This window comes from Rhodanobacter sp. Col0626, from assembly GCF_049994385.1.
Classification (GTDB): domain Bacteria; phylum Pseudomonadota; class Gammaproteobacteria; order Xanthomonadales; family Rhodanobacteraceae; genus Rhodanobacter.
The window spans coordinates 492531-519530 of sequence record NZ_CP188260.1; the positions used below are offsets into that span (position 1 = coordinate 492531).

At 63.9% G+C, this 27000-nt stretch carries 18 protein-coding genes and 1 pseudogene; 12 read left to right on the forward strand and 7 right to left on the reverse strand.

The window, feature by feature from the left end; all coding sequences use genetic code 11:
* The first annotated feature begins 184 nt into the window (after positions 1-184).
* Positions 185-3811: an ESPR-type extended signal peptide-containing protein gene (locus tag ACPPVV_RS01980; RefSeq protein WP_426701808.1), complete on the forward strand. Its 3627-nt coding sequence runs from the start codon at positions 185-187 to the stop codon at positions 3809-3811.
* Between the two features lie 204 nt (positions 3812-4015).
* Here the strand turns inward: ACPPVV_RS01980 and ACPPVV_RS01985 are convergent, their stop codons facing one another.
* From ACPPVV_RS01985 to ACPPVV_RS02005, 5 genes are all read right to left on the reverse strand, one after another.
* On the reverse strand, positions 4016-5137 hold the full coding sequence (locus ACPPVV_RS01985) for an acyltransferase family protein (protein WP_426701809.1): 1122 nt from the start codon (positions 5135-5137) through the stop codon (positions 4016-4018).
* A gap of 155 nt (positions 5138-5292) precedes the next feature.
* Positions 5293-6063: a bifunctional demethylmenaquinone methyltransferase/2-methoxy-6-polyprenyl-1,4-benzoquinol methylase UbiE gene (gene ubiE / locus ACPPVV_RS01990; RefSeq protein ID WP_426701810.1), complete on the reverse strand. Its 771-nt coding sequence runs from the start codon at positions 6061-6063 to the stop codon at positions 5293-5295.
* A gap of 41 nt (positions 6064-6104) precedes the next feature.
* Positions 6105-8798, reverse strand: coding sequence for a glycerol-3-phosphate 1-O-acyltransferase PlsB (plsB, locus tag ACPPVV_RS01995; RefSeq protein ID WP_426701811.1), 2694 nt, complete (start codon positions 8796-8798; stop codon positions 6105-6107).
* A gap of 25 nt (positions 8799-8823) precedes the next feature.
* A complete protein-coding gene (locus tag ACPPVV_RS02000) occupies positions 8824-9753 on the reverse strand; it encodes a hypothetical protein (protein ID WP_426701812.1) in 930 nt (309 codons plus the stop codon).
* Positions 9754-10054: 301 nt separating this feature from the next.
* Positions 10055-10963, reverse strand: coding sequence for a 5'-nucleotidase, lipoprotein e(P4) family (locus ACPPVV_RS02005; protein WP_426701813.1), 909 nt, complete (start codon positions 10961-10963; stop codon positions 10055-10057).
* A gap of 132 nt (positions 10964-11095) precedes the next feature.
* On the opposite strand from ACPPVV_RS02005, the gene ACPPVV_RS02010 reads away from it, so the two are divergent.
* Positions 11096-12127, forward strand: coding sequence for an AI-2E family transporter (locus ACPPVV_RS02010; RefSeq protein WP_426701814.1), 1032 nt, complete (start codon positions 11096-11098; stop codon positions 12125-12127).
* A gap of 525 nt (positions 12128-12652) precedes the next feature.
* The gene (locus ACPPVV_RS02015; RefSeq protein WP_426701815.1) at positions 12653-15130 is read left to right on the forward strand and encodes a TonB-dependent receptor plug domain-containing protein; all 2478 of its coding nucleotides are present in this window, start codon (positions 12653-12655) and stop codon (positions 15128-15130) included.
* 101 nt (positions 15131-15231) lie between these two features.
* Here the strand turns inward: ACPPVV_RS02015 and ACPPVV_RS02020 are convergent, their stop codons facing one another.
* Entirely contained in the window at positions 15232-17214 is a 1983-nt protein-coding gene (locus ACPPVV_RS02020) for a UvrD-helicase domain-containing protein (protein WP_426701816.1), read from the reverse strand.
* A gap of 123 nt (positions 17215-17337) precedes the next feature.
* On the opposite strand from ACPPVV_RS02020, the gene ACPPVV_RS02025 reads away from it, so the two are divergent.
* The 9 genes and pseudogenes from ACPPVV_RS02025 to ACPPVV_RS02065 all read left to right on the forward strand — a co-directional run bounded on the left by ACPPVV_RS02025 (position 17338) and on the right by ACPPVV_RS02065 (position 26156).
* On the forward strand, positions 17338-18678 hold the full coding sequence (locus ACPPVV_RS02025) for an NAD(P)/FAD-dependent oxidoreductase (protein ID WP_426701817.1): 1341 nt from the start codon (positions 17338-17340) through the stop codon (positions 18676-18678).
* 506 nt (positions 18679-19184) lie between these two features.
* Positions 19185-19784 carry a hypothetical protein gene (locus ACPPVV_RS02030; protein WP_426701818.1) on the forward strand — a complete coding sequence of 200 codons (600 nt, stop codon included), beginning with the start codon at positions 19185-19187 and terminating at the stop codon, positions 19782-19784.
* Positions 19781-20446, forward strand: coding sequence for a hypothetical protein (locus ACPPVV_RS02035; RefSeq protein ID WP_426701819.1), 666 nt, complete (start codon positions 19781-19783; stop codon positions 20444-20446). Before ACPPVV_RS02030 ends, ACPPVV_RS02035 begins: the two co-directional genes overlap by 4 nt.
* A gap of 2 nt (positions 20447-20448) precedes the next feature.
* Positions 20449-20742 carry a hypothetical protein gene (locus ACPPVV_RS02040; RefSeq protein WP_426701820.1) on the forward strand — a complete coding sequence of 98 codons (294 nt, stop codon included), beginning with the start codon at positions 20449-20451 and terminating at the stop codon, positions 20740-20742.
* A 72-nt stretch (positions 20743-20814) separates the two neighbouring features.
* Complete coding sequence (locus tag ACPPVV_RS02045; protein ID WP_426701821.1) at positions 20815-21348, forward strand: hypothetical protein; 534 nt, start codon at positions 20815-20817, stop codon at positions 21346-21348.
* Positions 21345-24113, forward strand: coding sequence for a hypothetical protein (locus ACPPVV_RS02050; protein WP_426701822.1), 2769 nt, complete (start codon positions 21345-21347; stop codon positions 24111-24113). The genes ACPPVV_RS02045 and ACPPVV_RS02050 overlap by 4 nt, the downstream gene beginning before the upstream one ends.
* A gap of 116 nt (positions 24114-24229) precedes the next feature.
* Positions 24230-24325, forward strand: a pseudogene (locus ACPPVV_RS02055) (transposase); the annotation flags it as partial.
* A gap of 391 nt (positions 24326-24716) precedes the next feature.
* Entirely contained in the window at positions 24717-25349 is a 633-nt protein-coding gene (locus ACPPVV_RS02060; protein WP_426701823.1) for a thymidine kinase, read from the forward strand.
* A 39-nt stretch (positions 25350-25388) separates the two neighbouring features.
* Entirely contained in the window at positions 25389-26156 is a 768-nt protein-coding gene (locus ACPPVV_RS02065) for a hypothetical protein (protein WP_426701824.1), read from the forward strand.
* 15 nt (positions 26157-26171) lie between these two features.
* Here ACPPVV_RS02065 and mutM read toward each other — a convergent pair whose 3' ends face one another.
* Entirely contained in the window at positions 26172-26999 is an 828-nt protein-coding gene (mutM, locus tag ACPPVV_RS02070; RefSeq protein ID WP_426701825.1) for a bifunctional DNA-formamidopyrimidine glycosylase/DNA-(apurinic or apyrimidinic site) lyase, read from the reverse strand.
* Between the last annotated feature and the right edge of the window lies 1 nt (position 27000).

Genomic DNA, 27000 nt, shown 5'->3' on the forward strand with positions numbered 1-27000 from the left:
CGCATGCGTCGTCGGCGGATATCGGGGTCGGAGGTCTTCGCGGTCCGGCATCGATATCGCGTACGCACTGTGTCCCAACGGTTCTCGTGCATATGGCGCGTTGCTTTTCTTCGCTGCCAGATCCGCGCGGTCCCGGGGTTTCATTTGGTCGTCCCGGCCATCACAAGCATTTTTGGAGTTGTCGATGAACAAGATTCACAGCAAGGTTTGGAACAAGGCACTCGGATTGCTGGTGGTGGCCTCTGAACTCGCCGGGGCCAGCGGCAAGGGCGGCGCCTCCAGGCGTTTGCGCGCAGCGGCGGTCGGCATGCAACTGCTGATGGGCGCGGTGATCGCGATGGGCCCGCTCAGTTCACATGCGTCCACCACTGACGATTTGTTCAAGGCGAACGACCCGAGCGGCAGCTCGGTCGCCACCGCGAGCGGCCCCAGCTCCGTGGCCGCAGGGGCCAACAGCCAAGCCGCCGGCGCGAGTGCGACGGCCGTGGGTGCCGGCGCGAGCGCCAACGAGGAAGCGAGCACGGCGGTGGGCGGCACCTACACGGTCGATGGCATTGCGTACGCGACCGAAGCGGCGGGCGTGGGTTCGACCGCACTCGGTGCGGGTGCCGGTGCGACGGGCGCGATCAGCACGGCGGTGGGCGCGCTGTCGCTGGCGAGCGAACAGGGCGCTTTTGCCGGCGGCTACAACGCCGGCGCAACCGGCTACAACAGCGTGGCGGTGGGTGCGAACGCGCAGGCATCGGATCGTGGTTCGGTAGCGATCGGCGGCGGCGAGCCGGATGCGGACAACGACGGGAAGGCGACGGCGGCGACAGGCGAAGGTGCGGTGGCGGTGGGCTCGCTGGCATCGGCCAACGGTCGTGGTGCGATGGCCATGGGCTATCAGGCCGCGGCGGAAGGCACGAGTGCCCTGGCCACCGGCGCCGGTGCCTTGGCACTGGGTGCGAACGCGGCGGCGTATGGCGGAGGTGCCTATTCGGGCGCCGATGGCGCCGCTGCACTGGGCGGCAATGCCTATTCGGGCGCCATTGGCGCCACTGCCTTGGGCGGCAATGCTTACGCGGAGGGCGCTTACAGCATCGCGATCGGCAGCCAGGTAGAGGACTTCGACGACAACGGCCGTACTTCAGGCGCGATCGGGGTTCAGTCCATCGCTGTTGGCTACTCCAGTCGCGCAGCGGGTAATGGCAGCACCGTACTGGGTGGATACGCCACAGCGTTCGGACTGCTCAGCACGGCGGTCGGTTATGCCAGCTACGCAGAAGGCGACCGCAGCATCTCCATGGGTAACCAGACCGATACGGATTCGGGTGCCATCGGCGAAAGCGCGACTTCCATTGGCGATGAAGCTGGTGCGTTTGGCAATGCTTCCACGGCGATAGGCAGCCATGCCAAGGCTGCGGGGGATCTGAGTACAGCGGTTGGCAACGAGGCCCAGTCGACCGGCGCACTCAGTCTCGCCGCAGGCTCCGGCAGCACGGCGTCGTCCCAGGGCTCGGTCGCCTTGGGTGCCGGCGCGACCGCGAGCGAGGAAGCGAGCACGGCGGTGGGCGGCACCTACACGGTCGATGGCATTTCGTACGCGACCGAAGCGACGGGCCCGGGTTCGACCGCGCTCGGTGCGGGTGCCGGTGCGACGGGCGCGGTCAGCACGGCGGTGGGTGCGCTGTCGCTGGCGAGCGAACAGGGCGCCTTTGCCGGCGGCTACAACGCTGGCGCAACGGGCTACAACAGCGTGGCGGTGGGTGCGAACGCGCAGGCATCGGATCGTGGTTCGGTGGCGATCGGCGGCGGCGAGCCGGACGCGGACAACGACGGGAAGGCGACGGCGGCGACGGGTGAGGGTGCGGCGGCGGTGGGTTCGCTGGCATCGGCCAACGGTCGAGGTGCGATGGCCCTGGGCTATCAGGCCGCCGCGGAAGGCACGAGTGCCCTGGCCACCGGTGCCGGTGCGCTGGCGTTGGGCGCAAACGCGGTGTCGTATGGCGGCAATGCCTTTGCGGCCGCCGACGGCGCTGCCGCCTTGGGCGGCAATGCCTATTCGGGTGCCGTTGGCGCCACTGCCGTAGGCGGCAATGCTTACGCGAAAGGTACTTACAGCGTCGCGATCGGCAGCCAACTCGATAATAAAGCGGTGCGTACGTATGGTGCGATAGGTGTGCAGACCGTTGCCATCGGCTTGAACAGCGGCGCACTCGGTGACGGCTCGGTGGCCTTGGGCGGTTATGCAAACGCCGCCGGCAAGCTGGGTTCGGCGCTGGGCTACGGTGCGGCGGCATCGGGGGCCAACAGTACGGCGGTGGGCTACGGCAGCGTCGCTTCGGCGCAGGCCTCGACGGCGTTGGGCATGAAAAGCAAGGCGTCGGGAATCAATACGATCGCACTGGGTGCCTCGGCCATCGCCAGCGCCGATGACAGTGTTGCCCTGGGTTCGATGTCGGTAGCCGACAAGGCCAGCACGGTTTCGGTCGGCAGCAAGGGCAAGGAGCGTCAGATCACCCACGTGGCGGCGGGCACCGAAGACACCGATGCGGTGAACAAGAGTCAGCTGTCCGAGGCGATCACCGGTATCGATGCCGCGATCGGCAACTCGGTGGCTTACGACAATGCCAGCAAGGATAAGGTCACTCTCGGTGGTCACGGCGGCACCATCATCAGTAACGTCAGGTCCAGCAACGTCCTGACCGATGCGGCTACCGTGAGCCAGATAGCAGGTACGTTGCGCGCCGTGGGCGGCGGTGCCGGACTGAACGCGGACGGCAGCGTGGCTACGCCGAGCTTTGCTGTGCAGGGCGGTACTTATCACAGCGCGGGCGATGCGTTCAGCGCACTCAACAGCGTGCTCGACGGCATGACCAACAGCCTCACCCAGGTGACCACCGGCCTCGGGAAAACCCAGTCCGACGTCGGCGCATTGCAGGCGGCGGCTACGGTAGAAAGCAGTCGTGACGCGCGCGTGGCAGTGGACGGAGCGGCCGCAGGCAATGATGCCGCCCATGTCACGGCCGATTCGCGCGGCATAGCCATCGGTTCCAACGCCAAGGCCGGCGGCGCGTACGGAACTGCCGTGGGTGGCGACAGCTATGCGCTGGGTCCGAAAGACACCGCCATCGGTGGCAAAGCCCGCGTTTACGCTGACGGCAGCACCGCGCTAGGTGCCAGTGCCACCATTTCAGCGCAGGCCACGAATGCGGTGGCGGTAGGTGCCGACGCAGCAGTGACCGCCGCATCCGGTACGGCACTGGGGCAGGGCAGTTCGGTGACGGCCGCGGGTGCGGTGGCACTGGGTCAGGGTGCGGTGGCCGATCGCGCCAACACCGTGTCGGTAGGCACGCAGACACACCAGCGTCAGATAACCAATGTTGCGGCAGGCAAGCAGGCCACGGATGCGGTCAATGTCAGCCAGGTGGACGAAGCTTTGCAGAGCGCCAAGACCTACGCCGATGCCAATGACAAGGCGACACTTCGCTCGGCCAAGAGCTATACCGACGGGAAGTTCGACAGTGCGGTCAGCCATGACGACTTCGACACCTTCCGCAACCAGGTCGGCGACCAGTTCCATGATGTGAACCGTCGGCTCAACCGGGTCGGTGCGATGAACACGGCGATGGCGCAGATGATCGGCAACACGGCGGGTCTGTCCGGTGTCAATCGCATTGGCGTGGGTGTGGGTGGCTACTCCGGCGAGTCGGCACTTTCGGTGGGCTACCAGCGTGGCTTCAACAACAACCGCGCCAGCGTCTCGATCGGCGTGTCCGCCTCCGATTCGGAGAGCACGGTCGGCGCTGGTGCCGGCTTCAGCTGGTAACGGCGGCCACGCGGCGGCGGGCAGAACGTCCGCCGCTGGTCTGCGGTAAACCTGACCCGCATTCGTCATCGGATGACGATGATCGAACCGGCGTGTTTGCGCGTGCCGACAAAATCCAGCGCGGTGCGGTTCTGCGTGCACGGCACGCGCTTGCCGTCGGGATGGAAAGGATCGGCGCCCGCATGGCTCTATCCATTGACCGGCTCAGTCGCCACCGCGGGTCAGCCCGCTGGTTTGTCGCGATGTCGATACCGAACCCCGTCGTGTCGCGCTGGAGCGTTCGCGTCTCCCGTGCCGTACCGGACTGCGGTTGCGGATGGATGAAGCATCGCCTTCGCTGGATGGATGCAGGAGCCAGCCGAAGTTCATGAGCGGACGGAACCATGGAGCCGCTTTCGTCAGCAGGCAGGCCAGCGCGGCGCCACCGGTGACGGCCAGGCCGAGACGCCACGCCGGTGGGAGGTGTGCGAGGCTTGCCCACAAACCCAGCGCCGTGGCGGCGTTGATCAACAACCCATGCAGCAGATACACCGCGAGGCTTTGTCGCCCCATCGCGGTAAGCGGGCTTGCCTTGCGCGGCACCAGTCGCAGCACGGCCCATACGCCGACCGCCGATGCCGCCAGCAGGCCGGCCCGCAGCGGGCCGCCCCAGAGATCGGGATACGCACTGCTGCCATAGAGCCATACCGGGTCGAGATCGCGAATCAACCAGGCCAGTCCTGCCAGTGACAGCAGGGCAGCGACAGCGCCGCTGCGTGGTCCGGGCAAGTCGAGGCCATGACGATGGCCGGCGATGAAGAAAGGCAGAAAGACCAGGGTTCGCGACAGACTGAACGGATATCCGATATCACCGGCGTAGCCGGCCAGTATCGCGATGCCACACGCGGTCAGCAGCGGTCGTCCAAGCGCCAGCATGGGTGGCAGCAGCAGATGCCAGCAGGCGAGGCTGGCCAGATACCAAAGCAGCCAGTACGGCTCGGTGATGTGGTACTCGAACGTTTCATGCAACAGCCACGCGTTCCACGCGTGATAAATCGCCTGGAACACCAGCAACGGAATGAGCAGCGTGCAAAGCCAGCGCATGCCCTGCCTGACGCCGAACTCGGTGCGCGCAAGCGAACCCGACAGGTAAACGAAGGCCGGGATGTGGAACAGGTAGATGAAGTGGTAAGCCGCTTTCAGCAACGGCGAATCGCCGCGCAGCTCACCCATGCCGTGGCCGATCACGACCAGCGCGATCAGCACGAATTTGGCGTTGTCGATCTGCGGATTTCTTGTACGAGTGGCGGACGGGATGCGGATTTGTGGCTGGGGAAAACTGCTCATGAAGGCCCTGTTCGCCGGGCGAAGGAGGGCATCCGGTCATCGACCGCAAGTAGGTGCCAGGCCGGCGATTGCACAGCGGCGGCGGTCGCAGGAGGCCTGGCAGGGACCACGCAGGCCAGCGACGAAATTTCCGGAGACGGGGCCCAGCGTGCAGGTCAGAGCTTGTATGCGCGATGAATCGCCACGATGCCGTTGCTGAGATTGCGCACTTCGACACGGCCGAAACCGGCGCGTTCCATCATGCCCTTCAAGGTCTGCTGGTCGGGATGCTTGCGGATGGATTCGGCCAGGTACTGGTAGCTGTCGGCGTCGCCGGCGAACAGCTGGCCGAGCTTGGGCAGGATCTTGAACGAGTGGAAATCGTAGAGCTTGCCGAACAGCTCGCTCTGTACCCGGGAGAACTCCAGCACCAGCAGGCGGCCGCCGGGTTTGAGCACGCGGCAGATGTCGGCCAGCGCCTTGTCCTTGTCGGTGACGTTGCGCAGCCCGAACGCCATCGTCACCGCGTCGAAGGAGTTGTCCGGAAACGGCAGTGCCTCGGCATTGAGTTGCGCCCAGCGTAAACCCGAGACCAGCCCGCGATCGGTCATGCGATCGCGACCGACGCCGAGCATGGCGGCGTTGATGTCGCCCACCACCACTTCGCCCTGGTCGCCCACCACCGGATTGAGCAGCGCGGCGATGTCGCCGGTGCCACCGGCCAGATCCAGCACGCGATCGCCGCGACGCACGCCGCTGATGGCGACGAAATGTCGTTTCCACAGCCGGTGCACGCCGAACGACATCAGGTCGTTCATCAGGTCGTAGCTGCGCGCGACCGAGGTGAATACCTGGCCGACCAGCTTCTGCTTGTCGCCGACCGGCACGTCGCGGAAACCGAAGTGGGTGGTCGAATCCGGGGTGGTTTTGGGCTGCTGTTCGCTCATGAGGGCATGCTACAGGATCGACCGCGAAGCGGCCGGAAAGGCTAGAGGGGAAGGTCCGTCTGGTCGGGATCTTTGGCCGGCGCGGCGTGCGCGTGCAGGTGGTGTTCGGCCTCCACATGGCGCTGGTGCAGGTCGGCACCGGAAGCATCCTCGGGCACCTTGTCGTCGTGGTCGCCATCGGGCGCGGTCAGCACCAGTGGCGGCGCGGAGGTTTCGTCATTCAAGGCGTCGCCGGCGGCCGATTCCTTCTCGTGGGTGCCGGGGGTGATCTTGAGGATCGAATGGCGCACCTCGCGCGACAGGATCACCCGCGCGTCGCGCACCATGCCTTCCAGCGCGCTGTCGTAGTCGAGCTTGCCGGCATCGTCGGTCCACACGATGCGGCGCTCGCGCAGCTTCTGGATGAAACCGCGGAACAGCGCCTTGTCGAAGAACTCCGGCGCGGACAATTCGTTGAGCAGGCTCAAACGCTGCGCGGTGAGCGTGCAGGCGTTCTCCAGCTCCGCGCTGGTGAGCGTGTGCGGGCCGTTCTTGGCCAGCGCGGCGATGGTGATGTAGTAGCGCTCGAACGCCTGGATCAGGCTGCGCGCGATCACCTTGAGCTGATAGGCGCCGTCGTCCTGGCCGGGGCCGCGTTCCAGCACGCGGCCGTCGCTGCTCGATTCGAGCAGGCCGCGACGTACGAAGAAGTCGATGGTCGCCTGCAGTTGTGCGGCAAAGCCGTCGATGTCCCATGGCAGGAACAGCTCGCCCTGGATGAACGGGTAGATGATCCGGCCCAGCCGCAGCACCGAGCCGCGCGACATGCGCCGGTTGTTGACGAAGCAGCAGGCTACCCAGGCGGCGGCGGCGTTCAGGTGCAACACGTTGTTGCGGAAGTAGCTCAGCAGCACCGCCTGTTCACCGCCGACGGTCAGCACGTCGCCCAGCGGATGCTGCACGCGCTGGATCCAGCCCATCTGCTCGCCGTAGGCGATGATCGCCGGCGGATTCATCGGGGTCAGCGTGACTCGGTCCGAATACGGCAACTCCTCCAGCAGCGTCTTGCTCAGCTCGAGCTGGGCCAGCAGGTCGCTTTCCGCCATCGCGTGCTTGGGCGTGGCGAGCAGGGCGAGCGCCAGCAGGTTGATCGGATTGACGTCGGCGGCGCGGTTGATATTGATCTGGATCTGCTCGGCCAGACGATCGGTGACATTGCCCAGCCATTCCGGCTTGACCTCGGGGTCGGTGTTGCTGGCGCGCCAGTCGGGACTGGCCGCATCCAGCAGCGGCGTCAGCTCAATCGGCTCGCCGAAGTTCAACGCCACATGGCCGTAGCGCTGGCGCAGTACCTTCAGGCCGCGCAACAGGCCGAGCAGGGATTCCTTCTCCTTCGCCTGGCCGCTGAGTTCGCCGGCGTAGGAAGCGCCCTCCATCAATTTCTCGTAACCGATGTAGACCGGCTGGAACAATACCGGTCGCCGCGGCGCGCGCAGGAACGCGCGCACCGTCATCGCCAGCATGCCGGCCCGTGGCGCGAGCAACCGTCCGGTGCGCGAGCGGCCACCTTCGATGAAATACTCCATCGGCACGCCGCGATCGATCAGCTGCGCCACGTATTCGTTGAACACCACCGAGTACAACGCATTGCCCCTGAAGCTGCGCCGCAGGAAGAACGCGCCACCACGCCGCAGGATCGGCCCGAGTCCCGGCAGGTTGAGATTCACGCCAGCGGCGATGTGCGGCACCACCACGCCGGACACATGCAGTTGGTAGGACATCAGCAGGTAGTCGGCGTGGCTGCGATGGCAAGGCACGTAGATCACTTCGTAGCCAGGCGCGGCGGCGCGGGCCTTGTCGAAGTGGTGCATGGCGATGCCGTCGTACAGCTTGTTCCAGAAGTTGGACAATAGGAACGAGACCGAACGCACCACCGGATGCGAATAGTCGGCGGCGATTTCCAGCACCAGCTTCTGCGCCTTGCGCCAGGCCTTGGCGTGGCTGATTTTATCCTTGGCCGCGCTGGCGGCGATCGCGGCGCGCACCGGTTCGGCATTCAGTACCGCGTCGACCACGGTGCGCTTGTGCGACAGATCCGGCCCGATCACGGCGGCACGGATGCGATGGAAATGGGTGCGCAGCACCCGCGCGATCTTCCGTGCGAAGCGTTCCGGCGTCATTTCGCCGGACTCGTCCAGCACGCTGCGCAGCGACACCGGCGCAGAGAAATGCACCACGGTGTCGCGCCCGTTCAGCAACAGCGCCAGCAGGCGGCGGAAGCGACCGACCATGACCCAGTTTTCCGAGAACAACACGCGGAACCAGCCACTGTCGCGGCTCGGCGCGCGGCCCACGTAGATCGACACCGGCACGACCTGGATGTCGTGTTCGGGCATGCCTTCCAGCGAATGCACCATCTGCCGCAGCGGCTCGCCGGCCGCGCGCTTGCGGTTGCGTCCGAACACCCAGCCGTCGCGCCGGGTCAGTGCAAACACCGAGCGCTTGCGGCGGGTTCCCGACAGCGGCAGCATTGGGTTCGGCAGGCCGGCCTCGCGACAGGCACGCTGCAGGATCAGTGAGTCGGAGAAACCGTCGCGCTCGATCACGTAACAGACCGGCACGCCAGCCTGCAGCAAGGTCGCCGGCTCGGCCGGATCGCGCCGGATGCGCACCCAAGGCTGCAACAACTGGCCCGCCAGGTTGAACCACCAGGGGGCGCGTTGGCGGGCGGACTCTGCGCTGGAAATATTCTGCATCCGCGTATTCTAACGGTTGCGCCGATCAGTCTTTCGCGGCGGCACTGCCGGCGGCTGCCGGTGCGCTGGCGCTGGCGGCCGGCTGGCTCAATCGCTGGTGCGACTGGCGCGCGTTGTTCAGCAGGTCCTCGCTGTACCAGCGGCCATCTTGCTGCACCAGCTTCGATTCGGTCGACAACGGTTTGCCCAGCAGGGTGTAATCGATCTTCATCACGGCGTGGCCGTTGCTGTTCGACACCGGCGTGAGCTTGATGGAATTGAGCGTGTCATCCATCGACAAGCCGTAGATCAGCACCAGCTGCTTGAGGCCGGCATAGCCGGTCGAGTACTTGCCCATCGTGGTGTCGAAATCCATCGTGCGCAGTTGTTCCGGCGTCTTCAGGTCCAGCTTGCGCGCCGTTGCCACGATGACGCCGACCGCCTGCTTCGCCTTGGCCTGATCGAACCATGGCGTCTGCTTCGCCCACGGTGCGAGTACGTCGAGCACGCTGTTGGCCTGGTTCTTCTGCGTGTCACTGAAGGTCTTGCTCTGCGCAATGCCGTTTTTCACCAGCGCTTCGCCGACGCTGATCAGCACCGGGAGCTGGTCCTTGTACTGCTGTTCCATGGTCACCAGCTTCGGCTGCAGCTCCGCGTACAGCTTGTTTTCCGCATCCGGTTCGGTGAGTTTCTGCATGGTCTGGTTGAACTTGATGCGATCCTCGGCCGTGATGGGCCGCGAATCCTGATCGCGGTGAGCCCAGTCGGCGCGCATGTTGGCGTAGTCGGCCGGTGGCAAGGCGTGCTTCCACAGCCCATTGAAATCACCGGCCTTGAACAGGTCGATCGAGCCCTGCAAGGCGGCTTGGGGCGTGCTGCCGCCTGGTTGCGAAGCTTCGTCCCGGCCATGGCAGGCACCGAGCAATGCGATGGCGAACAAGGGCAGCACGGCGTGGCGGAGGAAAGTGAAGCGCATGGGCAGACTCTCGCGGTGAGTGACGAAGGCGCGGGTGCACCGTCGTGACCGCGCAGGGTAAGTGGCGCGATGGTCCCGGAACAAGGGCGGGCGCCGATTTCACGAGGTTCTGAAAAAGAAAACCCCGCGGGCCTGGGGCCTCACGGGGAAATCCGGCAGAGCCGGAAGGGAAATGGCCTTGCCTGCAAAATGTCAGGTCAGCAGGGTTGGCAGACGAAATATTACTTGTTCGTTAAATCTAAGGCAATACTTTTATTTTGAACGGTAAATTATTGATTTTGATAAATTAAACACTGCGTCATCATCGATAGTGCAACGCATCGATTTTCTGCTGACGACGCTGCTCTGGCGGAGCCGCCCAATCGTTGTTGAACAGGGCTGGCTCCCATGATCCGTACGTGGTGTTCGGCAGGGTGAACCAGCGCGTGCCAATCCAGTCCATATACGGCGCCATGACACGGCGACGGCCTTCGGGACTGTTCGCCAGCACCGTGACAAAGTCGCCGATCTGGTCGCCGAACTGCATCAGCACGCGGTATTTGCGGCTGATCAACTGGCGTCGGCAGCCTTTTTCGGTACCGACCTGCTCGCAGCCTTCGACAAACGTGCCCAGGCCAAGGAACGCCTCCGGGCCGGACACCGGCAGGCCGACCTTGCGCAGGTTGGCCAAGGTGACCTGGTCGAGGTCCTTGGCGCGATTGGAGATGTAGATCACGGCGATGCCGTGTTTCGCGGCGAACTGGGTAAACGCGACCACGCCGGGCATTGCGCGGGCGATTTCCTCCTTGCACCACGCCGCCCAGTCGGCCTCGTTGTACTCGCCGCCGCTGCGGACCAGACGGGCCTGGTACGGCGAGTTGTCCAGCACGGTCTCGTCGATATCCAGTATCACGGCCGGCTTGAGGCCGTTGGCTGGTGCCACGCGGTCATCCTTGGCCAGTGCGTCCCAGGTCCGGGCGCGCATGGCGGCCAGCAAGCCCGCCTGGGCATCGCGATAGGTTTGCAGGTAGATCAGGTCGTGCTCGATGGCGGTCTGGGTCCACACCACGGCGTTGAGGTTGTCGTTCGCAGCGACGGTTGCCGATGCCGATGCCGGTGTCGTCGTGGCCGTCGCAGGCGCGACAGCGATGCCGCCTTGGCGCGGTGCCGAAGACGCACAACCGGCAAGCAGGGCAAGTGCGAACAGGCTCGCGGGCAAACGAAGTGACATGGGGAATCCTTGGACGAGACGAATGCGGGCAACCGGCCGAGTTTACGACAGCTATATGGCAGTTTCGGCAGGGCTGGCAGCCGTCGCGGGCTGCTGACAGACTGGCGGTCACGCTCCCACGGTTCCGTCTGCATGGATAACCTTTTGCCCGCTGCGCGCGCTTCCTCTTCCGTCATCCGCTACGCGAGCTACCTGCTGGCCGCGGCCGCCCTGCTGGTGGTGATCGAAGTCCACCTGTTGTCGGCGCTGCTGGCCGGCCTGCTGGTGTACGAGCTGGTACGCACGATGACCCCGCTGCTGGGTCGGCGGATTTCCGGCGAACGCGCGCGACTGGTGGTCGTGGCGCTATTGGGTGCGATCGTGGTGGGTTTGCTGGTGTTGCTGATCCTTGGCGCGATCAGCCTGTTTCGCCACGAGATCGGCAATCCCGAACTGCTTTGGCAGGAGCAGTTGATGCCGCTGGTGGAAAAAGCCCGCCAACAATTGCCGCCGATGCTGGTCAACAGCCTGCCCGACAGTGTCGACGACCTGCGCGTGGGCGCGATCGACCTGGCGCGCAAGCACGCGGGCACCCTGCAACTGGCCGGCAAGGGTGCGGTGCGGGTGTTCGTGCACATCATCATCGGCCTGGTGCTGGGGGCGATCGTGGCGCTGAGCCGCGCCCGCCCGGCGCACCAGGTCGGTCCGCTGGCGGCGGAGCTGAGCCTGCGCAGCCAGCGCGTGGCCGACGCGTTCCACAACATCGTGTTTGCGCAGATCAAGATCTCGCTGATCAACACCTTGTTCACCGCGATCTTCCTGCTCGGCGTACTGCCGTTGCTCGGCATCCATGTGCCGTTGTCGAAGACGCTGGTGGTGCTCACTTTCATCGTGGGATTGTTGCCCGTGGTTGGCAACCTGCTGTCGAACACGGCCGTCACGATTGCCGCGTTGTCCGTGTCGCTGGGCGTCGGCATCGCCGCGCTTGGCTTCCTGGTGGTGATCCACAAGCTGGAGTATTTCCTCAACGCGCGCATCGTGGGTACGCAGATCCATGCCCGCGCATGGGAGCTGCTGATCGCCATGTTACTGATGGAGGCCGCCTTCGGCCTGCCCGGGGTGATCGCCGCGCCGATCTACTACGCCTATCTGAAAGCCGAACTGGAAGCGGAGCGGCTGATCTGACCGATCGCCGTGATCCGTTGACGCAGACGATCCCGCGTGCCCTGTCGGCAACGCGGCACCACCGCGCATTTTCGGGCCCGCGTGCACCGGCGTTCCGCCCCATGCCGGCACCGATCTGAAAGCGGTCGGTGCGCCGCTCCGGGCCGAAAACATCCACAACCTGCAGTTATGCAAAGTGCCGGTCTTTTCATTGGTGCGGGCTGCTCGGCTGTGCCTATGCTCGGTTCGTGTTGTGAGGGGTGATCGATGTCCGACCGAAACGCATCGCGATCATGTACAGGCTCAGCGTGCCGGACGACTCCGTTTCGCAGGCCTGCGGTACCGCCTCTCGGCGCAGTAGCGAGGGTCGTGCATGGCCTGGGAGCCCATGCACAACGGGGTAGGCAGCGACCATTCGCGCGAACGCGATGGCGACTGCAAACGGCTTCGCGAATCTCCAAGGGAGTCATGCACTGACAAGCGAGGCCTTGCGACCGCTTTAGCCCGCAGCGGTCTGTTGCGGTAAAAACCAATGAGGGGAGCTTCATGAACAAGCGTCGTGGTCGGATCATGCCGACCTTACTGGCTGTAGCAGTACTGCTTGCACTCACCGACATCGCGGCTGCGCAAGACGCCAACCCGCCGGCATCGACCGGGACACCCACCAAAACACCGGCCAAGGCCAAGAACCTGGACGCCGTGGTAGTGACCGGCACACGCGCCGGCAACCGCACGGAAAGCTCATCGCTGACGCCGATCGACGTGATCTCCGCCGACGCGCTGAAACAGACCGGCACGATCGACCTGACCCAGGCGCTCGAGCGCGCCATTCCATCGCTGAACTTCCCGTTTGCCCCCGCTTCAGACACCTTCGCGTTTCAGCGCCCTTTCGAGTTGCGTGGCCTGTCCCCGGATCAAGTCCTGGTGCTGGTGGACGGCAAGCGCTGGCATCCCGGTGCGCTGGTGTTGAGCCTTGGCCAGATCGGTCAGGGTTCGCAGGGTATCGATCTCAACACGATTCCGCTGTCCGCCATCGACCACATCGAAGTACTGCGTGACGGCGCGTCCGCGCAGTACGGCTCGGACGCGCTGTCCGGCGTCGTCAACATCATCCTGAAAAAGGGAGCCAAAGGCGGCGACATACAAGTTTCCGGCGGCCAGTATTCCGCCGGTGATGGCCGGCAGTGGCAGGGCGCCGCCAATTTCGGCGTGCCGCTCGGCGGCGACGCGGGCTGGTTGCGTCTCAGCGTGGAGGACAGCAACCAGAGCCCCAGCAACCGTGCCGGTGTCGACCGCCGCCCTGGCGTGAGCCAGCTGGGCGTGAAATTCCATTACGGCACCGTGTCGTTCAAGAACAAGAACCTTTTCCTCAACACGCAATACGACATCACCCCTGGCGTGCAGTTCTATGCGTTCGGGCATTACGGACGTCGCATCGGCGAACCCCGCGGCTTCTACCGCTATGGCAGCAACACGCCTTATCCGCGCGATCCGTTGATCGGGCTGGTCTACCCCGACGGCTTCCTGCCCAGGGAGCATGGCGACTCGACGGACCGTTCGCTGGTGGCGGGCTTGCGTGGCGAAGTGAACGGCTGGCATTGGGACTTGAGCGGCAACTACGGCAACAACCGCGTGTCGTACAGCACGCAGAATTCCACCAACTTCGCCCTGCTGAATGATTTCGGCAGCAGCCCGACCAGTTTCCACGACGGCATCCTGTCGGCGTCGCAGCAGACCGTCGACATCGACATCTCCAAGGAGTTGGGAGCCGACTGGCTTTCCAATCCGCTGACGCTCTCCTTTGGCGCGCAGTGGCTACGGCAAAGCTACGAAGTCCGTTCCGGCGACCCGGGCTCCTATTACGTCGGTACGTCCGGCGTCAGCGGTGGCGCGCAGGGTTTCGCCGGTTGGGGTCCACAGGATGAAATCTCGGTGGCAAGACACGACGTCGCCGAGTATGTGCAACTGGAAGGCAACCTCACCAACAAGCTCAGTTTTTCTGCGGCTGCACGTCACGAGGACTATTCCGACTTCGGCACCACGACATCCGCGGCGCTGTCGGGTCGCTTCGACTTCACCGATTCGTTCGCGCTGCGTGGCAGCGCTTCCACCGGCTTCCGCGCACCGGGACTGGGACAGCAGCACTATTCGGAAACCACGTCGGCCGCGGTCGGCCCGGGCAACTCGCTGGGCCTGCCACCGGGAATCTACCTGCGGGGACTGGTGCCGGTGGACAACCCGATTGCCAAGTTGCTCGGCAGCGAACCGCTGAAAGCGGAAAAATCCCGCAACTTCACCTTCGGCGCCGTGTGGAACCCGACCAGCCAGCTCAGCATCTCGGCCGACGCGTACCAGATCACCGTCCGCGACCGCATCGCGTTGTCGAGTTCGCTGTCGCTCTCGACCCCGGAGGTCATCAGCTATCTGGCCGCCAACGGCGTCACCAACCTGCAGTACCGGGGCCTGGCGTACTTCACCAATGCCGGCACCGTGCGCACCCAGGGCATCGACCTGGTGACCAGCTACCGCACCGACGTCGGCAACAACGGCACGCTGTCATCCACGCTCAGTTACGGCTACCACAAGAACAAGGTCACCGACGTCAAGCCGAATCCGCCCGTGCTCGATTCACTGGGCCTGTTGTTCCAGCGCCTCAACCGCAGTGCCATCAAGGGCCTGCTTGCCGACACCGCCCCGCGCAGCAAACTGATACTCAACGAGACCTATAGTGTTGGCAACTGGGGTTTCACGGGAACGCTGACCCGCTACGGGCGCATCACCGAGTACGGTTCGACAAGCTATCTGGATGACGACGTGTATCCGCACAAGTGGCTGCTTGACCTGGCGGCGAGCTACCGGCGGGATCGGTGGACGTTCACGATCGGTGGCGACAATGTGCTCAACACCTATCCGAAGAAAACTCCGCAAGATTCCGATCAGGATGGGGCCTTTCCCTATTCGTCCAGTTCGCCCTTCGGTTTCCAGGGCGCGTACGTGTACGGCAAAATCATGTACCGCTGGTAGGCCGGCAGGGTTCGATGTGCGAAACCCCGGCGATGCCGGGGTTTTCGTTTGGCAGGACTGCGCGCGTGGCCAAAACGAGGGCGCGTGGTCGGATACCGCAGTCAACCGCCAGCCAGCATCGCCTTGATGCGCGCCATGTGCGATTCGGCGGTTTCGCGGGTTACTTCCTTGTCCGCTTCCGGGTCCTTGCCCTGCCAGTGCAGGTCGGCCTGCGGCAGTTCGTGCAGGAAGCGGCTGGGCTGGTTGGTGTGGATGTCACCGTAGCGCTTCGTCTTCGACGACCACGACAACGTCAGCAGTTCCTTGGCGCGGGTGATGCCGACGTACATCAGCCGGCGCTCTTCGTCGATGCGACCCTCGTCGATCGCCCCTTCGTGCGGCAGCGTGCCGTCCTCGCAGCCGACGATGAAGACGAAGCGGAATTCCAGACCTTTCGCCGCATGCAGGGTCATCATGCGCACGGCGTTGCCCGGTTCGTCGCGATCGGCGTGGCTGAGCAGGGCCAGCTGCGAGGCGAGGTCGCCGGCGCTGTTGCCACCCTTCTGCATGGCGCGGAACCAGTCGGCCAGTTCCTTCAGATTGCCCAGCTTGCGTTCGCGCACGCTGGCATCGGGTGTGCCGGCGGCGATCTGCGCAGCGTAGCCGGTGCGTTTCAGGATCAGCTCGACCAGGTCGGCCGCGTTTTCCCGCAGCGAGGCGCTGCGCAGTTCATCCAGCAGGTTCGCGAATGAAGCCAGCGCGGCGGCCGGGCGCGGGGTGAGCTGGCGCAGCACGCCGTCGCTGCGGGTGGCGTCGAGCAGAGAGGAGTGGCGCGACTGCGCGATCTGGCCCAGCTTCTCCAGCGTGGTGGCGCCGATCTCGCGCTTGGGCACGTTGACCACGCGCAGGAAGGCGGCGTCGTCGCTCGGGTTGGTCAGCAGGCGCAGGTAACAGAGCAAGTCCTTCACTTCGGCGCGGTCGAGGAAGGACAGTGCGCCGGTGAGGTGATACGGGATGCGCGCCAGTCGCAACGCCTTCTCCAGCGGCCGCGCCTGGAAATTGCCGCGGTACAGGATGGCCATGTCGTGCCAGCGCGCCTTGTGCTTCTCGGCCAGGGTGGTGGCGATCGCAGCGACGCGTTCGGCCTCGTGCTCGGCCTCCTTGCATTCGAGCACGCGGATCGGCGCACCTTCCGGATGCTCGCTCCACAGCTTCTTTTCGTGCAGATGCGGGTTGTTCGCTATCAGCTGGTTCGCCGCGCGCAGGATGCGTTTGCCGCAGCGGTAGTTCTGCTCCAGCTTGATCACGCGCAAGGAGGGCCAGTCACGGCCCAGCTGGTCGATGTTTTCCGGATTGGCGCCGCGCCAGGCGTAGATCGACTGGTCATCGTCCCCCACGCAGGTAATGCCGCCGCGATCGCCGGTCAGCACTTTCAGCAGGCGATACTGCGCGTCGTTGGTGTCCTGGTATTCGTCCACCAGCAGGTAGCGCAGGCGCTCGCGCCACGCGTCGCGGCACTCGGCATCGGCTTCGAGGATGCGCAGCGGCAGCCGGATCAGGTCGTCGAAATCGACCGCGTTGAAAGCACTCAGGCGCTGCTGGTACATGTCATAGATCGTCGCCGCTTCCAGCTCGCGCGGGCTGCGCGCGGCGGCCAGTGCCTCCTCCGGCGAGAGTCCGCCGTTCTTGGCGCGGCTGAGCAGGTTGCGGATGCCGAACAGCACGTCGTTCTTGACCCCCTTCGGCGCCAGCTCCTTGACGATGCCACCGCTGTCGTCCGCGTCCAGCACCGAGAAGCCGCGGCGCAGGCCGGCACGGGCGTGCTCGATCTGCAGGAACTTCAGTCCCAGCGCGTGGAAAGTGCTGACCGTGAGCGCGGCCGCATCCTCTGCGCTGACCAGCTTGGCCACACGCTCGCGCATTTCCTTCGCCGCTTTGTTGGTGAAGGTGATTGCGGCGATCTTCGACGGCGCCAGATGCTTGCGCCCGATCAGGTAGGCGATCTTCTGGGTGATCACGCTGGTCTTGCCGGAACCGGCACCGGCGAGCACCAGCAGCGGGCTGTCGCAGTGTTCGACAGCAGCCAGTTGTTGTGGGTTGAGCATGAATCGAGGCAATGGGTGAGGCGGCGGCCGATGGTAGCAGAGCGGCTTCAGGCGCCCGCCGGGTCTGCGTCATAATCGCCTGCTGGGGAGCTTGCCGGTGTGGCGAGGCCGAAGGGAGCAAATATGCAGGACCGGAAGGACGTGGCGACAGAGCAGTGCGACGTGGCTGTCATTGGCGGTGGCCCGGGTGGCAGCACCGCGGCGACGCTGCTGGCGCGCCGCGGCTACAAGGTAATTGCGCTGGAGAAGGCGCACCATCCGCGCTTCCATATCGGCGAATCGCTGCTGCCGATGAACCTGCCGGTACTGGAGCGCCTTGGCGTGCTGGACAAGGTGCGCGCGATGGGCGTGTTCAAACCGGGCGCGGATTTCGAGGCGGACAACGAGCGCGGCTACAACACCTACGCATTCTCCCGCGCGATAGGCGACAGCCCGCCGCATGCCTACCAGGTCTGGCGGCAGGATTTCGACAAGATGCTGTACGACCATGCACGCGAAAGCGGTGCCGAGGCGCGCGAGGGTCATGAGGTGGTGCAGGTCGAACAGAAGGGTCTGCGTGACACGCGGCTCGACGTGCGCACCGACGACGGACGCAGTTACACGATCCAGGCGCGCTACGTGGTCGACGCCAGTGGCCGCGACGCGCTGCTTTCCTCAAGGAAGAAACTCCGCCGAAAAAACGATCAACACCAGAGCGCGGCGATCTTCGGTCACTTCCGCGGTGCCGAGGCTCGGCCGGGTGAAGATGCCGGCTGCATCAGCATCTACTGTTTCGACCATGGCTGGATGTGGATGATCCCGCTGCCCGACGGCGTGATGAGCGTAGGCGCCGTGTGCCGGCCGGAGTACCTCAAGCAGCGCAAGGGCCGCACGGTCGAGTTCCTGCTCGATACGCTGAAGCAGAGCCCGGCCATGTGGCAACGCATGCAGCACGCCGAGCTGATCGACGACGAAGTGCGCGTTACCGGCAACTATTCCTACGATTCGAAGCAGATGGGTGGCCCCGGCTGGATCCTTGTCGGCGATGCCTTCGCCTTTCTCGACCCGGTGTTTTCCTCCGGCGTGTATCTGGCGATGAGTGGTGCCGAAAAGGCGGTGGAGATCGTCGATCGCGCGCTGCGTGATCCGGCATGCGAGATGTCGCTGATGCGCGCACTGGAGAAACGCCAGCGTGCCGGCATGGCGCGCTTCTCGTTCTTCATCTATCGCTTCAACGGGCCGGTGATGCAGCAGATGTTCCGTCAGCCGCGCAACACCTGGCAGCTGGAGCAGGGCGTGATCTCGATGCTGGCCGGCGACCTGTTCGACACGCCGCTGGTGCTGCGCAAGCTGCGGCTGTTCAAGCTTGTGTACGTGGTCAGCATGTTGCGCGAATGGCGCCGCAGCCGCGCGGAGCGCAAATATCGGCTGGCCCAGGCCCGCCTGCAGTTCACCGGCGGCACCACGCCGCTGGACAAGGCGTGAATGCAGCCACCTCTCGTTCGCGGGAGGTGGCGGCGGCGCGTTCGATGCACGTCACGATCCGAATATGTCCGTATTGCTCGATTCTGCCAGCAACTCAGAGACGTATTGGCAAAGCTGTAACCGCTGAGCGGTCACCACGGCCACCCTTAATTGCGCACGTCAGCGCCAGATCGGTGCTGCCTTGGGCACGGATCACCATGCCGAGCAGCTGATCCATGAGGTAGATCACGGGCTTTATCAGGCGGTGGCCACAGGCAAAGCGGCTACGTGTTGAGCGATATGTCGATGGTGGTCGGCTCTGATAGAACCACTATGTGATTCCAGTGTCAGGAAGCCCCTACGTGCATCAAGATGCTTTCTGATGAACTGACCGATCCGCCTACGCGATGATCCATGCGTTAGGACGGCATGGATCTGGGCAAGCGCCTGGGCGAAATCCAGACCATCGCGGCGATCCTCTATCCCCGCCGCCTGCTGGCGCAGTGACGAAGGACGAGGATGACATGATGAAAATCAAATTTGCTCTGACTTTCCTTTTTCTTTCTCTAGTCTCAGCCACAGGATGTTCCGTGACACACGGCGATCCGAAAAATCCGAAGAAGAATCCGCATCCCGTCAAGCGCTATGAAGTTACCGCTACGGCAGATGCGCCGGGGCCGTGGGATTCGGTGAGCGGCACCGTGTTTTTCGATTTGGTTAACTTGGCATGTACCCCGGAAGACAAGTTCCTCGGAGTGCATGCCAAGCCGCGAGATGTGGCGATCGATTTCGAGATGACCCATGTGGACGAAAGAACCTGGAAAGGTTATTTCTACCGCGACGCCATGTTGGATGAGGATTACTACGGGCTGGGCATCTGCCACTGGGATGCAACCAGCGTATCGGCAGGATTCACCGCACAAGGCATAGATTTCAGCTCGGGCGCATTAATGGATGAATTTTTGCATAAAAACTCACAAACGGAATATTTTAAGAAGAGTTCCTACGGAGACCATAATCTCATTGATATTGGCACGTTGGATTTTTCTTCTGATAATCCAGAATATGTCAAGAGCCCTAATGCCTTCTTCCCGATCACGGTAACCGTTAAGGAAGTCTCGCCATGAATCCTCGTCCCGAAGTTTCCGCTGCTGCAGCAAGCGATTCGTATGCCAATCGCTTGCAAAGCGATGCCGACCCCAAAAATCCGGCAAAAGTAGCTTTGAATGGGCAGCAGTACACGGTGTTCGGCTACAAGGATGATCCCTCTACCGGCTTTCACGCCACAGCGTATCGCAGTAGGGAAACCGGCGACATCATCATCGCCTACCGCGGCACTGACCCGGATTTCAAACACCACACCCGCACCACCGTTCAAGATGCTCTCGTTGACCTGACGATGGTGAAGGCCAAGATCAATCCACAGAAACGCGCTGCGGATGTCTTTACCCAAGACATGATCGACAAGGCGCAAAAACACGGTATCCCCAAGGAGCGGATCACCGTCGCCGGCCATTCGCTGGGCGGCACGCTGGCGGAAATCGAAGCGTCGGAGCGTGGTTTGCGCGGCGTTACCCTCAACTCCTACGGTGCAGTCGACCTGGGCTACGGCATCGCGCTCGGCGGCAGTCAGGTCACCAACTATGTGATGGCCGGCGACGTGGTCAGTGCGGCCAGCCGTCACTTCGGCCAGGTGGTGCCGCTGGCCAGCCAGGCTGATGTCGGCGCGCTGCACGCAAGGCGCTATCTCGGTGCGGTGCCGGCGCGCCACCGCCCAACCCGTTGCTGACGATGCGTCTGGGCGACCACAGCGGCATGCACTTCACCGGCGCGGATGGCATGGAGAACGTGCTGGCACCCGCCAACCTGGTGCAATACGAGGCGCGCTACGCGCAACACAAAGCCGCCTTCGACCACTTCCGTGGTGACGTGCAGCAGGATCGCGCCGAGTTGGCGGTGGCACTGAACGACCCTGGCAGCCGCAATATCGAGACCACGCTGGCGCACCTGTCGCCGCACCGTCAGCAGCCGCTCGCCGAATATCGCCCCGCACACACCGATACACTCATGCAACACGCCGCGTAGGATCAAACCATGCCACTACGACGAACACTCACCGCACTCGTTCTTGCCCTGACACTGACCACAGGATGTTCCATGACTCACGGCGATCCCAAAAACCCGAAGATGAACCCGCACCCGGTCAAGCGCTATGAAGTCATCGCTACGGCGGATGCGCCGGGGCCTTGGGATTCGGTGAAGGGGTACATCAGTTATGACGTCATCAACCCCGCATGTACACCGGAAGATAAATTTCTTGGGGTTCATGAGATGCCTCAAGACGTGGGTCAAGATATCGAGATGACCCGCATAAACGAAAAAACGTGGAAGGGCTATTTCTACAGGGATCTCATTCAGGACGAGGATTACTACGAGCTAGGTGTTTGCCATTGGGATGCGACCAGTGTGGCGGCTGTTTTCACCGTGCACAACGAGAAGTTCGCTGCGGGCTCCGCGATGAAAGACTTCACGCACAATGGTCCGCAGATGGAGTATTTCAGGAAGAGTGATTTTCTGGATCGTTCAAGAACGATCGATGGTCTGCCATACCTTACCGTTCGACCCGAATACATCAAGAGTCCCGACGCCTTTTTTCCGATCACAGTTACTGTCAAGGAAGCTACGCTATGAGCTCGAGCCCGCAAGCCTCTGCTGCCGCTGCCAGCGACGCGTACAACAATCGCTCACAAAGCGATATCGGCACGAAGTTTCCCCCGCTGGATGGCCAGAAGTACGAAGTATTCGGCTACAAAGACGACCCCGTTACCGGCTTCCACGCCACGGCTTATCAAAATTTGGCTACCGGCGAAATCATCATCGCCTACCGCGGCACCGATCCGGACTTTAAAAAGCATCCCGGCACAATGCTGCAGGATATCGCCGTCGATGCCACGATGGTGCGCGATGCGATCAACCCGCAAAAAGATGAAGCCGACGCTTTCACCGCCGCGATGATCGCCAAAGCCGCGCAACAAGGCATTTCCAAAGACCATGTGTCGGTCGCCGGCCATTCCCTCGGCGGCACCCTGGCACAAATCGAGGCAGCCAAGTTCGGGTTGCGTGGTGCGACCCTCAACGCCTTCGGTGCAGTGGGTATGACCGACGGCCCACCCGCGCCTGGCTGCCAACTCACCAACTACAGGATGGCCGGCGATCCCGTCAGCGCGGCCAACGCACACATCGGCACCGTCGTTTCGCTGGCCAGTCCGGAGGACGTCGTCGGCCTGCAGGCCGGGCGCTATCTCGATGCACCGGCCGGTTCCGCGCCGCCCAATCCGCTGATAGCCATGCGCGGTGGCGATCACAGCGGCGCCCACTTCACCGGCGCGGACGGCAACATCAACGTGCTCAACCCCGCGGTGATGGCGGAGTACGCACAGCGATACAAGGACCACCAGGCCGCCTTCGACCATTTGAGCGGTGACCTCAATCGCGAGCGCGGCGAACTCTCCGTGACACTGCGCCAGATGGAAAGCGGCAAGCCATCGGTGCACCTGCCGTCGGACATCCAGCAGCAGCTGAACGAATACCTGGCGATCAACGCGGACCCGATCATCCGCGACAAGATCGAACACAACGCCACGGTGCAGCGTGTGGAACACCGCTTGCAACATGGCGCTGATGGCGTGCGGGCGGGTAGCCAGTTCGTGCAAACGCAAGATGAGCAGGTCGCGACAGCCGCCCGCAAAGCCGGTGAATTTATGCTGCCGTTGGCACCACTCGCGCCGCTGGCCGGTGCTGCCTTGGGCGAGGCCGCGCACCTGCACGGGCAAGCGGTGCATGCCGTCGGCAACTACGCCGCCCACAAGCTGGAATCGGCCCGGCAAACCGTCAAGCAGAGCGCGCACAACGTCTCGCAAACCGCCCAGGCGGCCATTCACAACCCCGAGGTTCAAGCGACGACGGTGGGTGTGGTGAACCGTATCGTTGATACCTATGGGCGCGTTGAAGCCACCGGACGCGCCGTCGAGCAGTCTTACGATACAGCGACCCATCCGATGCAGTCGTTGGAGCGCGCATTGGCATCTGAAATATCGGCTGAAATGTCAGCGGCTCTGGACGCCACCCGCCACCAGCAACGTGCCCTGCACGGCGAAAGCAGCCAAGCCGACCGTACCCAGGAAGCGCAACGCCAGCAGCAAATCCAGGGTCATATCGCCACGCGCGAAGCGCCTTTGCCGCCTACGCCTGCGGCGATCCTGCCCGGCCTGCGTGTGCCGGAGCGCGAGCCCGCACCTGCCCCGAGCCCTGGGTCGTACAACCATGACGCCCAAACCTCTGCACCGACTCGCACGGAACCGGCCATCGCCACCATCGAGCCCAGCCATGCCGCGCTGGCCGCCCAGCAGACGCATCAGCAGGCGATGCACGCGCAGCAGCAAGCGAGGCCGCAGGAGGAACGAGCCGCATCGCCCTCGCGCGACACGACCTCGTTGGAACCCGGCCGCGTCGCCGAGGCCGCCGCCCTGGTCCCGGCGGCGGTATCGTCCCCGCGCGAAGTCGCCCCGGTGCTGACGCCTCCGCTCGACCCGCTCGCCCTGCGTGACTTTCGCCACGCCGAGCATCCGCTCAACCCGCGCTACCAGATGTTTCGCGATGCGCTGGGGGAGCAGGGCTTCCATGAGGCCCGACCCACCCTGAATGAGGCACCGGCGGTGCGTGGCTACAGCGCCGAGCAAAAGGATCGCCTGGCCGCCGGCTTCACCGCCAGGCTGGGCAGCGATTTGCTTTACAACACCGAAATCCAGCACTTCCGCAAGGACGGCGAGGCCTTGTTGGCCATCGAGCATCCGCGGGATCTGGGCGACCGCCCCCTGGTGCTGGCCGTTCCCGAGGCACAGACCCTGGCCCACACGCCCGAACAACATGCCGCGGCGTGGCGTACGCGGGAGCTGCCGCCACCGGAGGCCGTCAACACGCAGCGGCCCGATCCGCACAGCCTGTCGCCGGATCATCCCGGCCATCCGGACCACTCGCACCATCCCCTGTTCGAGCACGCTCGTGCGGCACTGACCCATGAGTACGCCCGCTGGGGCATGCAAAAAGGTGCCGAGTCACTGGATCGTGAAACGGTGCAGGTGATGATCGGTGCGCGCGACATGCAGATGAACGACGTAGGTGCGGTCCGCCTGCTGAAGAACGGCCTCGAAGGCCGTATCAGCGAGAACCCCCACCTGGCCGTGTTCGCCACACCGGAAGGCCCGTACCAAAGGTTTCAGGACAAGGCGATCGTCCTCAGCCAGACCCTGCAGGAAGCACCGTCGGTGGCGCAGTCGGCGGTCCAGTTCAAGGAAGTGGATCAGGCGATGACGCAGCAGCAACTGACGAACCAGGCGTTGCAGGCGCAGATCCATGCGCAAGGGCAGCAAGGGCCGATGCTGGGCGTGGGACGTTGAACGGCTTTTTCCCAATGGCGGGCCCTGTGGCGCGAAACGATCGCGCCGCGACGTCTCCTCCAAACTGAGTAGCACGAAGCTTTAGAGTCCGATCCCGTGAGCTGAGGAGATCGGACGTGAAGCGTTTTTCGGAAGAACAGATCATCGGCCTCCTGCGAGAGGTCGAGGCGGGGTTACCGGTGAAGGAGCTGTGCCGCCGGCATGGCTTGTCGGGCGTAGTAAACACGCAGTTGATCGAACAAGCAGCAACCCACTACGAGAAATACCACACGCAGGACGACGATTGAATCGGGCTCGGCGCCACGAACGTTGTTCTCGGCGCGCGAAGCGGTGCGTTGGGCCGTCCTACCTCAACCCTGCCGTGCTCTTGATGAAACAGATCCGGCGGGACAAGGCACGCGCACTGACAATCGCCGAACGAAAGCACCAGCTAAGATGCGCGCAAGGTTAAGGGAAACGCAATCCGGGAGCCTTGACGCGATGATGCATATGCTGGCGTGTGGGTTTTGCGTTCCGCTGGCTTCACGACCCCTTTGAGGGGCTCGCCCATAAAGTCCCGGTTCTGCCGGGAGAAATTATTCTAATTAAGTAACATTTTATAAAATGGCCAAGCTCTATTTCTATTACTCGGCAATGAATGCCGGCAAGACCACCACGCTTTTGCAGAGCGCCTACAACTATCACGAGCGCGGCATGCGCACGCTGATCCTCACTCCGGCGCTGGACAACCGTTACGGTGAAGGCGTGGTCGCCTCGCGCATCGGCCTGAAGGCGAATGCGCGGCGCTTTGGTGGCGAGGAAAACCTGCTGGCGCTGGTCGAGGCTGACATCGAGGCCCAAGGTCCGTTGCATTGCGTGTTCGTCGACGAGGCGCAGTTCCTGATCAAACCGCAGGTATGGCAGCTCAGCGACGTGGTCGACAAGCTGAACATCCCGGTGTTGGCGTTCGGCCTGCGCACCGATTTTCGTGGCGAATTGTTCGAGGGCAGCCGCTACCTGCTGGCCTGGGCCGACAACCTGGAAGAGATCAAGACGATCTGCCACACCGGCCGCAAGGCGACCATGGTGGTGCGCGTGGACGAACACGGCCGTGCCGTTACCGAAGGCCCGCAGGTTGAGATCGGTGGCAACGACCGCTATGTCTCGGTGAGCCGCGCCGAGTTCAAGAAGATCAGCGAAGGCAGTGGTCGCATCGAATTGCAGCAGTCGGTGTTGCCGCTTGGCAAGAATCGCTGATCGAGCACCGTTGACCGAGATCCGCCACCAAGGAACGACATGAGCCACCCGATCACCATCCCCGCCTGGCAGCGTCCGCACTGGCAGTCCAGCGACGAGGAAATCCTGCTGCAGTTCTACGTGTTCGGAAAATTCGACACGGTGCGCGTGCCTTCCAGCGACTACGGCAGTGCCGGTTTGCCAGCGGGCATCGAATCGGTCAGCCACCATCACAGCGCGTTGCGCCAGTGGGTAGGCTACCCGTTGAAGGGTGCGATGGGCCGCATGTTCAAGGCTGACGCGCCGGAAGCGTACCAGCGCGCTTTCGATGCGCCCGAGGTCATGGTCGTGCGCGGTTCGCTCAAGGACAGCCAGGCCACCGGCTACCTTCGCGACACGCTGGGCGTGCTCGCCGGCATGCTCGATATCGGCGGCACCGCGATCCTCGATCCACAGATCCTCAGCCTGCTGGACGCCGATGCGTGGCGCCGTCGGTATCTGATCCGCGATGGCGCCCCGATTCGCAATCATCTGCTGATCTTGCGCGACAACGATGCCACGCCGGATCATTCCTGGGTCCACACGCGCGGCATGCGCAAGTTCGGGCGCCCCGACATCAGCATTCGCCAGGTGCCGGACCGCGCGATCGATCGTGCTGGCGTCCTGTGCGAAAAACTGGCCGAACTGGAAGCCCTCGGCGCACATTTCTCCGACGGCCAGACGCTGGATATCGAAGGGGTGCCCAACGGCGTGGTGGCGCATCTCGGCGGCGGACTGGACGACCCGCAGTTCAACAATACCTACGTCGAGTTCCAGTGGCCGCAGTGAGCGCTGCCGCCCCGTTCAACGTTGGCAGGTCGGACACCAGAACGTCGAGCGTTGCCCCAGCACGACTTGCCGGATCGGTGTGCCGCATACGCGACATGGTTCGCCCGCCCGGCCATACACATTCAGTTCGCGGAAGAAGTAACCCGGCGCGCCATCGGGATTGAGGAAGTCGCGCAACGTGGTGCCGCCGCGTTCGATCGCCCAGGCCAGGATGCGTTTCACTTCGCTGGCCAATCGTGCGTAGCGTGCTCGCGAGACGGCGCCGGCGGCACGGCGCGGGTCGATGCCGGCGGCGAACAGCGCTTCGCTGGCGTAGATGTTGCCCACGCCGACGACAATCGCGTTGTCCATCAGGAACAGTTTCACCGCTGCCGTGCGGCCGCGCGACAGATGCCACAGCAGGTCGCCGTCGAACGCGTCGGTCAGCGGTTCCGGGCCGAGTTTCGCCAGCAGTTCGTGGGTGTCGCCGGGCGCCTGCCACAGCAGGCAGCCGAAGCGGCGCGGGTCGGTGAAACGCAGGATGCGCGGTGCCTGCGCCGATGTCCGTTCCAGCGCGATATCGACGTGATCGTGCTTGCCGACCGGAGCATCCGGTGGCAATACGCGCAACACGCCGGACATGCCCAGATGCAGCAACGCGCTGCCGACTTCGGTGTGCAGCAACAAGTATTTCGCGCGCCGCTCCACCGCATCGATGCGCTGGCCCGGCAGCAGATCGCTGACTTCAGGCGGAATCGGCCAGCGCAGGTCGGGTCGGCGCAGGATCACCCCGGTGACGCGACGGCCGATCAGGTAGGGCGCGATGCCGCGGCGGGTGGTTTCGACTTCAGGCAGTTCTGGCAAG

What these genes read in the sequence shown, in the direction of transcription:
- ACPPVV_RS01980 (WP_426701808.1), top strand. Translation starts at nt 185, where the DNA reads ATGAACAAGATTCACAGCAAGGTTTGGAACAAGGCACTCGGATTGCTG.
- ACPPVV_RS01985 (WP_426701809.1), bottom strand. Translation starts at nt 5,137, where the DNA reads ATGAGCAGTTTTCCCCAGCCACAAATCCGCATCCCGTCCGCCACTCGT.
- ubiE (WP_426701810.1), bottom strand. Translation starts at nt 6,063, where the DNA reads ATGAGCGAACAGCAGCCCAAAACCACCCCGGATTCGACCACCCACTTC.
- plsB (WP_426701811.1), bottom strand. Translation starts at nt 8,798, where the DNA reads ATGCAGAATATTTCCAGCGCAGAGTCCGCCCGCCAACGCGCCCCCTGG.
- ACPPVV_RS02000 (WP_426701812.1), bottom strand. Translation starts at nt 9,753, where the DNA reads ATGCGCTTCACTTTCCTCCGCCACGCCGTGCTGCCCTTGTTCGCCATC.
- ACPPVV_RS02005 (WP_426701813.1), bottom strand. Translation starts at nt 10,963, where the DNA reads ATGTCACTTCGTTTGCCCGCGAGCCTGTTCGCACTTGCCCTGCTTGCC.
- ACPPVV_RS02010 (WP_426701814.1), top strand. Translation starts at nt 11,096, where the DNA reads ATGGATAACCTTTTGCCCGCTGCGCGCGCTTCCTCTTCCGTCATCCGC.
- ACPPVV_RS02015 (WP_426701815.1), top strand. Translation starts at nt 12,653, where the DNA reads ATGAACAAGCGTCGTGGTCGGATCATGCCGACCTTACTGGCTGTAGCA.
- ACPPVV_RS02020 (WP_426701816.1), bottom strand. Translation starts at nt 17,214, where the DNA reads ATGCTCAACCCACAACAACTGGCTGCTGTCGAACACTGCGACAGCCCG.
- ACPPVV_RS02025 (WP_426701817.1), top strand. Translation starts at nt 17,338, where the DNA reads ATGCAGGACCGGAAGGACGTGGCGACAGAGCAGTGCGACGTGGCTGTC.
- ACPPVV_RS02030 (WP_426701818.1), top strand. Translation starts at nt 19,185, where the DNA reads ATGAAAATCAAATTTGCTCTGACTTTCCTTTTTCTTTCTCTAGTCTCA.
- ACPPVV_RS02035 (WP_426701819.1), top strand. Translation starts at nt 19,781, where the DNA reads ATGAATCCTCGTCCCGAAGTTTCCGCTGCTGCAGCAAGCGATTCGTAT.
- ACPPVV_RS02040 (WP_426701820.1), top strand. Translation starts at nt 20,449, where the DNA reads ATGCGTCTGGGCGACCACAGCGGCATGCACTTCACCGGCGCGGATGGC.
- ACPPVV_RS02045 (WP_426701821.1), top strand. Translation starts at nt 20,815, where the DNA reads ATGACTCACGGCGATCCCAAAAACCCGAAGATGAACCCGCACCCGGTC.
- ACPPVV_RS02050 (WP_426701822.1), top strand. Translation starts at nt 21,345, where the DNA reads ATGAGCTCGAGCCCGCAAGCCTCTGCTGCCGCTGCCAGCGACGCGTAC.
- ACPPVV_RS02060 (WP_426701823.1), top strand. Translation starts at nt 24,717, where the DNA reads ATGGCCAAGCTCTATTTCTATTACTCGGCAATGAATGCCGGCAAGACC.
- ACPPVV_RS02065 (WP_426701824.1), top strand. Translation starts at nt 25,389, where the DNA reads ATGAGCCACCCGATCACCATCCCCGCCTGGCAGCGTCCGCACTGGCAG.